10 protein-coding genes are annotated in these 7,735 nt (G+C 33.1%); all 10 read left to right on the top strand.

The window, feature by feature from the left end:
- Positions 1-251: 251 nt before the first annotated feature.
- Positions 252-440, top strand: a complete 189-nt coding sequence (locus tag V7056_RS11375; RefSeq protein WP_499701997.1) for a sigma factor G inhibitor Gin — start codon at positions 252-254, stop codon at positions 438-440.
- A 372-nt stretch (positions 441-812) separates the two neighbouring features.
- On the top strand, positions 813-2,231 hold the full coding sequence (locus tag V7056_RS11370; protein WP_499701995.1) for an aminotransferase class I/II-fold pyridoxal phosphate-dependent enzyme: 1,419 nt from the start codon (positions 813-815) through the stop codon (positions 2,229-2,231).
- Between the two features lie 11 nt (positions 2,232-2,242).
- Positions 2,243-2,872, top strand: coding sequence for a dTMP kinase (tmk, locus tag V7056_RS11365; RefSeq protein WP_499701994.1), 630 nt, complete (start codon positions 2,243-2,245; stop codon positions 2,870-2,872).
- A gap of 96 nt (positions 2,873-2,968) precedes the next feature.
- Positions 2,969-3,409 carry a YaaR family protein gene (locus V7056_RS11360; RefSeq protein WP_499701992.1) on the top strand — a complete coding sequence of 147 codons (441 nt, stop codon included), beginning with the start codon at positions 2,969-2,971 and terminating at the stop codon, positions 3,407-3,409.
- 12 nt (positions 3,410-3,421) lie between these two features.
- Entirely contained in the window at positions 3,422-4,417 is a 996-nt protein-coding gene (gene holB / locus V7056_RS11355; protein ID WP_499701990.1) for a DNA polymerase III subunit delta', read from the top strand.
- Between the two features lie 3 nt (positions 4,418-4,420).
- Positions 4,421-5,248, top strand: coding sequence for a PSP1 domain-containing protein (locus V7056_RS11350; protein WP_088004002.1), 828 nt, complete (start codon positions 4,421-4,423; stop codon positions 5,246-5,248).
- A gap of 12 nt (positions 5,249-5,260) precedes the next feature.
- The gene (yabA, locus tag V7056_RS11345; RefSeq protein ID WP_142283146.1) at positions 5,261-5,620 is read left to right on the top strand and encodes a DNA replication initiation control protein YabA; all 360 of its coding nucleotides are present in this window, start codon (positions 5,261-5,263) and stop codon (positions 5,618-5,620) included.
- A gap of 197 nt (positions 5,621-5,817) precedes the next feature.
- Positions 5,818-6,555, top strand: a complete 738-nt coding sequence (locus V7056_RS11340) for a tRNA1(Val) (adenine(37)-N6)-methyltransferase (RefSeq protein WP_499701987.1) — start codon at positions 5,818-5,820, stop codon at positions 6,553-6,555.
- A complete protein-coding gene (locus V7056_RS11335; RefSeq protein ID WP_499701985.1) occupies positions 6,542-6,805 on the top strand; it encodes a GIY-YIG nuclease family protein in 264 nt (87 codons plus the stop codon). The genes V7056_RS11340 and V7056_RS11335 overlap by 14 nt, the downstream gene beginning before the upstream one ends.
- Complete coding sequence (rsmI, locus tag V7056_RS11330; RefSeq protein WP_499701999.1) at positions 6,805-7,683, top strand: 16S rRNA (cytidine(1402)-2'-O)-methyltransferase; 879 nt, start codon at positions 6,805-6,807, stop codon at positions 7,681-7,683. The genes V7056_RS11335 and rsmI overlap by 1 nt, the downstream gene beginning before the upstream one ends.
- Positions 7,684-7,735 lie beyond the last annotated feature (52 nt).

Raw genomic sequence — 7,735 nt, 5'->3', positions numbered from 1 at the left:
TGAAAAACATCAGCTATTAAGCTGATGTTTTTTTGTGTTAACCGGCATAAATATTGTAAATGATGCCTTTTTATCAAAGTTGAGTAAAGAACATTATTATAAAAAAGCACCAATTAAAAGAATTATCATATATTACAGCAAAATGGGCCTCTAATTGTATAAAAAGTTTTAAATTTGCAAAACTAAGTAATAGACAAAATTGTTTAATCAATATGACTATTTCGCAAAAGACTTTTTAAGGAGGAATAAGGGTGAGTACAATTTTAAAATGTGTAATATGTGAAGAGAAAAAAGAAAATGGTATTCAGGTCATTCATGCATTTATTTGTGATGAATGTGAAAAAGAGATTGTTAAGACAGAAACGAATGCACCAACGTATAATACGTTCGTAGAAAAATTAAAAAGCATCAATACAAGAATCGAAGAGATTGTTAACTAGAAGAGTTGGAAATAGAGTTGAAAAGTAAATGCTCCAGTTAACATGTAAGGTGAACGATTAATAGTAGTCTAAGCATGAGTAGTAAGTTAAAATAAGAATACAAGATGAAGGACCGATTACAAAATACAAGGTACCTCTACCATATGAAGTGACTGGAGAAGACGATTTCATCGATCAGATCTTATTTCGGGAATTGGAGAGTACAAGTATAGTAAATCGGTTTTTTATTTGGAAAGAAATTGTTAAATCAATTACGATAAAATGATTAAGTAATAAAGAAAAATTAAAAGTATGCGCCATTCTTTGTTTTATAAAAATTAATACTTAGTAACTACAAATATATTACTGATTCGTATAAAGGAAGCGTTAAAGATGAAAGAAATGCCACTTGTGAATGCACTACAACATTTTATAAAAAAGGAACCAATTTCATTTCATGTCCCGGGACATAAAAATGGGACACATTCATTTATACATGAGTTAGGCATGCCTAATTTATTACAATTTGATGTAACTGAATTAAATGGGTTAGATGATTTGCATTATCCTACTGAAGTGATTGAAGCGGCAGAAGAACTTCTTTCAACTGCTTACGGATCTGATAAAAGCTACTTTTTAGTAAATGGATCCACAGTTGGAAATTTAGCATCAATATTAGCATTATGTGCTGAAAATGATGAAGTAATCGTTCAACGAAATTGCCATAAATCAATTTTTCATGGTCTATCTCTTGCAGGTGCAAAACCCATTTTTTTACCTTTAGATATTGATCAAGAGTTGGGCCAACCACTAGGTGTAAATATAGACCAATCAAATGAAATCATAAAAAAATACCCAAATGCGAAGGCTGTCATTTTGACCAATCCAAATTATTATGGGATGTCTCAGGATTTAGATGGATTAATTAATTTAGCTCATACTATGGATATACCGGTTGTAATTGACGAAGCACATGGTGCCCATTTTACGATAGGGGAGCCATTTCCTAGAGATGCATTGGCTATGGGGGCTGATATTGTCATTCAATCGGCACATAAAACACTTCCTGCTATGACAATGGGTTCATATTTACATATTAAATCATCAATTATTTGTTCTGATAAAATTAAGGAAATGCTTAGAATGCTGCAGAGCAGTAGCCCTTCATATCCAATCATGGCATCACTTGATTATTCCAGAAGCTTTGTAGAGAGTTTTACAAGTGAAAAGGTTATTAAACTAAAGAATCAAATTCATTCCTTTATGAATTTGATTCATGAGTTGCCAACTATACAAATAGTAGAAACGAATAACTTATTATACAAGCGAGATTTGTTAAAACTGATTTTGAAGAGTACAGAAGGACACACTGGAAAACAACTTCAAGCTATTTTTGAGGAAGAGGGCATATATGTCGAACTGTCAGACTGGGCGCATGTTCTATTGATCTTACCATTAGATGAAAAATGGAAATATGAAGAAAATTTTAAACACATCAAAAATGTTTCCAAAAGATTAACAAAGATTGATCAAAAATTTTACCCTACAAAAGTACCGAATATTAATAGTGCTGTGTCACATAGTTATGCCTCTTTAAAAAGAATGAAAAAAACTTTTATTGATTTAATAGAAGCAACAGGTAAAATATCTGCAGAGAATATTGTCCCATACCCGCCTGGTGTCCCTGTCTTATTACAAGGTGAAACGATTACGAAAGAACATATTGAATATATTACAGAGATTCATCAATATGGTTTAACGGTTCATAATTTAATCGAAAAAGAAGAATTACAAATTGAAGTTTATATTTAGGGGGAAATAGGTTGGAATCTTTATTTATTACGTTTGAAGGTCCTGAAGGTGCTGGGAAAACGACAATCATAAATATGGTTACGGAAGAGTTTCAAAAAAGGGGTTTACATTTTATTTCTACACGTGAGCCAGGCGGAATCCGTATCGCTGAAAGTATAAGAAATATTATTCTAGACCCAGAAAATACAGAGATGGATATAAGGACTGAAGCTCTCTTGTATGCAGCTGCTCGTAGACAACATCTAGCAGAAAAAGTCTTACCTGCTTTAGAAGAGGGAAAGATTGTACTTTGTGATCGATTTATTGATAGCTCTCTTGCATATCAAGGTGTCGGCCGAGGAATTGGAATTGACGAAATATATCAGATTAATGAATTTGCAATTAATGGACTAATGCCGCATGTAACAATCTACTTCGACTTAGACCCGAAAATAGGTTTACAAAGAGTACATCAAGCAGATGAACGAGAAATAAATAGATTAGATCTAGAAGAACTAGATTTTCATTTAAAAGTACAAAGTGGGTATTATGAAATCATAAATAGAGATCCAAATCGTTTCAAAGTAATTGATGCTTCTAAATCAATTGAAGAAGTATATGAAGCAACTTTACAAGCCATTTTAGAAAAAATTGGTCATTAAAAATAAATAAATTTGTTAAATCATTACATGAACATAAATTTATTGAACTGGTATAATAGAGTATAAGTAAGTTTTCTACTTAATGGAGGTTCTTAAGTGAAAATCGATCAAAACTTAGTAGCGAAGTTAAATAATGAAAGAAAAGATTTAAAACAAATTCAATCTAATTCTGCTAATTTCCATACTTTAGTTAAAAAGAATGAATCAAAGCTTCAGATAGAGCAGTTGAATCGTTTAATCGGAGAGATTGAGGTTCAAGGAGAACGTTTAGCAAAAGGAAAAAATTTACGAGATTTGGCTCGTTTTAAACAATTAGTGAAACGTTTCTTAAAAGAATCAGTAGATTATGGCATGGAAGTATCTGAGCAAATTAGCTGGGGTGCAGGAGGTTCTATGTCTTCGCTACAAATTGTAAAATTAATCGATGAGAAGTTAATTGAATTAACGAACGATATGATGAAGAACGAAAGAGATAGTATCCATTTATTGAATGCAATTGGAGAAATAAAGGGACTATTAATTAATTTATATACATGAGTAGGTGTAAAGATGAAGACGTCTTGGGAGGAGTTAAGCGAGCGACAACCAGTTGCCACTAAAATGTTGAAAAATGCAGTATTAAAAGACAGAGTGGCTCACGCTTATTTATTCGAGGGCCCAAGAGGAACTGGGAAAAGAGAACTTGCTTTGTATTATACAAAAGTATTATTATGTGAAAATGTAATAGATGCAAATCCATGCGGTAACTGTAGAAATTGTAAGCGTGTTGATTCAGGTAATCATCCAAATGTTTATATAATCGAACCAGAAGAAACTTCTATTAAGAAGCATCAAATTCAACAACTTCAAGAAGAGTTCGCAAAAACGGCTGTCGAATCGAATCGAAAAATATATATAATCGATCATGCTGACAAAATGACCACTAATGCCGCTAACTCTTTATTGAAATTTTTAGAAGAACCAGTTTCTATTACAACGGCATTTTTATTAACAGAACAGGTACAACAAATCTTACCAACAATCCAGTCACGATGCCAATCGATACACTTTAATCCGCTACCGGTGAGATTTTTTGAGGATCATTTACATCAAAAAAATTTACAACCTGCGCTAATCCCTTTGCTAGCAAGAATCACCAATAGCGAACAAGTTGCTGTTCAAATCGCACAAGAAGAATGGTTTGCACAAGCAAGAGCTTTAGTGATAGAATTATATGAAGCATTAGTAACAACTAAAAAAGATAGTCTTTTAGTTATACAACAAAATGTTCCTAAACATTTTGATACGAAAGAACAAGTACAATTAATGCTTGATATGCTTGTATTAGCCTTTAAAGACATGTTATATATATATGCTGAACAAGATAATAATATAGTTTTTCGCTCTGAAGAAGCTTTAATGAGACAAGCATTAAACCGCTATTCATTAGAAAAGATTACTACTTGTTTGGAAAAGATTCTTGATGCTAAAAAACGATTAACATCTAATGCAAATATGGTGTTAGTTTTAGAGCAAATGATTATAGAGTTACAGGAGGGATTGTAGGTTGTGTACGAAGTAGTTGGGGTACGGTTTAAAAAAGCAGGTAAAATCTATTATTTCGACCCAAATGGATTAGCAATCCCTAAAGATACTTTTGTCATCGTTGAAACGGTGAGAGGGATTGAATTTGGAAAAGTAGTTGTTTCAAATAAAAAGGTCGGAGAAAATGACGTAGTCCTTCCATTAAAAAAAGTTATGCGATTAGCTGATGAGCATGATCGTATGATAGTAGAAGAGAATAAACAATCAGCTAAAGAAGCTTATGAGGTTTGTTCTAGCAAAGTTATGCAACATGAACTAGATATGAAACTAGTTGATGTAGAATATACGTTTGACCGAAATAAAGTCATCTTTTATTTTACAGCAGATGGTAGAATAGACTTTAGAGAGTTAGTAAAGGATTTAGCAGCTGTATTCCGTACGCGAATTGAATTAAGACAAATTGGTGTTCGTGATGAAGCTAAAATGCTTGGTGGAATTGGCCCATGTGGAAGAATGCTATGTTGTTCTACGTTTTTAGGCGATTTTGAGCCAGTTTCTATTAAGATGGCTAAAGACCAAAATCTATCTCTTAACCCGGCAAAAATTTCAGGACTATGCGGTCGATTAATGTGCTGCTTGAAGTATGAAAATGATGAGTATGAGGCAGCTAAAGAACAGCTACCAGATTTAGAAGATATCATTGAAACTTTGGAAGGCCCTGGAAAAGTAGTAGGATTAAACATCTTAGAACGAGTTATTCAAGTAGAATTGATTAAAAAAGAACGCGTTGTGGAGTATACCCTGGATGATTTAATTCACGAGGGAGTCGTTTCAATACAAACCACAGATTAAGAGGTGGTAAGATTGGACAAGAAGAATATATTCTTATCTCTATCCAATATGGAAGAACAAATTCAAGATTTATCAAAACAGCTTAGTGAGTTAAAACAGTATATTGCTGAGCTTCTAGAAGAAAACCACTACACTAAAATTGAGAATGACCATTTGCGTCATCGCTTAGGTTTAGATCAACGTGTGGAAAAAGAAGAACAAGTAAAAGACTCAAAGAAGAAAAAAGTACAAAAAGACAAAGATGTCGGTGAGGGCTACGATAATTTAGCTAGACTTTACCAAGAAGGCTTTCATATATGTAATCTTCATTATGGGAGTGTACGTCACGATGAAGACTGTCTGTTTTGTTTATCTTTCTTTGACAAAAAGTAATAGTAGGCTATTCCAGTAGAAGCGAAGGATTACCATATATAATGTACATTTCTTATTTAGACATAAGAAAGATTACTATGGTGATTTGACGAAATTTCACATGGAATAGCCTCTTTTTTATTGTTTTCTACTTATTTATTTAAATTAAGGAAATCATATAAAATAAACATTTGTGTGATTTTTGAAAGGAATATAAAATGCTTAAAGGTGACGAACGACTAGATTATTTATTAAAAGATGATTTGAGGATTATCCAAAGCCCATCTGTTTTTTCATTTTCTTTAGACGCTGTTCTTTTATCAAATTTTACATACGTGCCAATTCAAAAAGGTACAATTGTCGATTTGTGTTCGGGAAACGGCGTCATACCATTAATGTTACATAGAAGGTCTCATGCAAATATAATTGGTGTGGAAATTCAAGAACGATTATATGATATGGCTACGAGAAGTATTGAATATAACAACTTAGAGCAAAAAATTAAGATGATACATGATGATTTGAAAAATGCGCCAAACCTAATTGGTAGGGAATTTGTAGACGTTGTTACATGTAATCCACCATATTTTCAAGATGTACCAACATCTGAACAAAATTCAAATGAGCATTATGCAATTGCAAGACATGAAATTAAAACAAATCTAGAAGAAGTAATATACGCTAGTAAACTTTTATTAAAACATGGCGGAAAACTTGCCATGGTTCATCGACCAGGTCGCCTGTTAGATATTGTTACGACAATGAGAAATCATGGAATAGAGCCAAAAAGAGTTCAATTTGTTTACCCAAAAGTGGGGAAGGAAGCAAATACTTTACTTATTGAAGGGATTAAAGGTGGAAAAGCAGACTTAAAGATTCTGCCACCAGTTTATGTGTACGAAGAAAATAATGAGTACACTGCAAATATGAAGGAAATGTTATATGGACAACAGTAAGCATTTTTTATATGTATTAGAATGTAGTGATTCAACACTATATGCAGGGTACACAACAGACTTAGATCGTCGACTTAGGCAGCATAATGAAGGAAAGGGTGCTAAATATACTCGAGGTAGAGTTCCGGTGAAGTGTATTTACCAGGAAGAATACAAAACGAAAAGAGAAGCAATGCAAGCGGAGTATGCTTTTAAACAATTATCAAGGATAAATAAAGAACGATATATGAGAGAAGGAAAAGAACAATGATAAAAAGCCAAAAGAGCTTTTTAAATGAAGAAGTAGGATGCTTATATTTAATACCAACGCCTATTGGGAATCTTGAAGATATGACTTTTAGGGCAATTCGTATCTTAAAGGAAGTAAATTACATAGCTGCTGAAGATACTCGAAATTCTAAAAAGCTTTGCAACCACTTTGAAATAACTACACCATTAATTAGTTATCATGAACATAATAAAGAAAAGGTTGGCACTAAAATCGTCGAAGATTTAAAGAAAGGCATGAAAGTAGGGTTAGTTAGTGATGCTGGTATGCCTTGTATATCAGATCCAGGGTACGAGCTAGTGAATCTTTGTTTAGAAGAGGGTATTTCAGTAGTGCCACTACCAGGTGCGAATGCTGCATTAACTTCATTAATATCTTCGGGGCTACCGACTGATTCTTTTTTATACATAGGCTTTTTACCTCGCCAAAAAAAGGACAAAAAAAAACACCTAGAGTTACTAAAAGGACAACGCAGTACAGTGTTACTTTATGAATCACCGCACAGATTGAAGGAAACATTACAATCTATTTTTGAAGTATTAGGTGAACGGAAAATTGTATTGTGTAGAGAGTTAACTAAAAAGTTTGAGGAATTTTTACGTGGTTCAGTCAGTGATGCAATTGAGTGGGCGGTTAATGAAGAAATACGTGGTGAATTTGTCATCGTAATGGAGGGCGCTTCTGAAGAAGAGGTTGCCAATCATCAAGAGGAATCCTGGTGGGAAACTCTGTCCATAAATGAACATGTCGATTGGTATATTAATGAAAAGGACGAATCAAGCAAGGAAGCAATCAAGCTAGTTGCGAAGGATCGCGCTTTACATAAAAGAGATGTTTATGCGGAATACCATGGTTTATAATATTTGCGTAAAATGAAGTTAGGCTGTCTTAATTTAAATGTAAATTCTCTTA

This window comes from Bacillus sp. JJ664 (genome assembly GCF_036962205.1).
Classification (GTDB): Bacteria; Bacillota; Bacilli; order Bacillales; family Bacillaceae_G; genus Gottfriedia.
Note: the sequence above shows the minus strand (reverse complement) of the source record. Positions and strands in the feature narration are given on the sequence as shown.